Origin of the sequence: Tetzosporium hominis, from assembly GCF_002265435.1 — a bacterium.
Classification (GTDB): domain Bacteria; phylum Bacillota; class Bacilli; order Bacillales_A; family Planococcaceae; genus Chryseomicrobium; species Chryseomicrobium hominis.
The window spans coordinates 1-273 of the sequence record NZ_NOKQ01000292.1 but is presented as its reverse complement, the minus strand read 5'-3'; the positions used below and the strand labels follow the sequence as shown (position 1 = coordinate 273).

Annotated in this window: 1 protein-coding gene; it reads right to left on the bottom strand. The window is 49.5% G+C overall.

Annotation, left to right across the window (positions count from 1 at the left end; genetic code table 11):
- Positions 1-273, bottom strand: a 273-nt coding sequence (locus tag CF394_RS13480) for an XkdF-like putative serine protease domain-containing protein (protein ID WP_243370885.1), incomplete at both ends; no start/stop codon positions are given.

Below are 273 nucleotides of genomic sequence, written 5' to 3'. Positions count from 1 at the left end.
CCGGTTCCGCCCTCAAAGCTGTGATTGATATCAATCTCCCGTGCCTCCGCGAGAAAGCCGTGCGCCGCTTTTTCAATTTCCTCAGCGGTCATAAAATCGCCGTGGGCATCAGGAACATCAGGCTCATACACGATTCCGTACACGAGCTTTTGTTCATCCTGCTCACTTTTTGTAAACAGCCGAACCTTTTTTTCAAATGACGGAGGTCCGGCTGACTTCGTAAAGAAAAATTCTGTCTGGTTAGCCGCCTTGTCCACATAGCTGACAAAGCTG